The sequence below is a fragment of the Bacillus cereus group sp. N21 genome (assembly GCF_016483395.1).
Taxonomy (GTDB): domain Bacteria; phylum Bacillota; class Bacilli; order Bacillales; family Bacillaceae_G; genus Bacillus_A; species Bacillus_A pseudomycoides.
On sequence record NZ_JAEHBX010000275.1, the window covers coordinates 1 to 358 of the forward strand.

Consider the following 358-nt stretch of genomic DNA (forward strand, 5'->3'; position numbering starts at 1 on the left):
CAATCAATAATCACAATATCGTCTGAATATTGTATTGCATACATGTTTTTTCCTATTTCATTAACCCCACCTAAAGCAAAAATGGATAGTGTATTTTGCACTGTACTCAAAATGAATACCCTCCTTTTTGAAAACATCCAAGCTTATTTGAATCCATATAGAGATTTTCTAATTTAGATTTATGACCAACCATTTATAAAGGGTTGGTCATAATAATCTCAAAGCTCCATATCTTTTAATCCCGGACTATGCTCATTTGGCATTTCAGGAAGTTCTGGTATAGGAAAACCTTTTGGTGGCTCCGTTACACTTAACATTCCTTTGTTTCTACTTGGTGATTCACCTTGGAAGATCTCTC

General features: G+C 34.1%; 1 pseudogene. It reads right to left on the reverse strand.

From position 1 onward, the window contains the following. Nucleotides 1–218 precede the first annotated feature (218 nt). Nucleotides 219–358 (reverse strand): annotated as a pseudogene (locus JDS96_RS30830) (manganese catalase family protein); the annotation flags it as partial.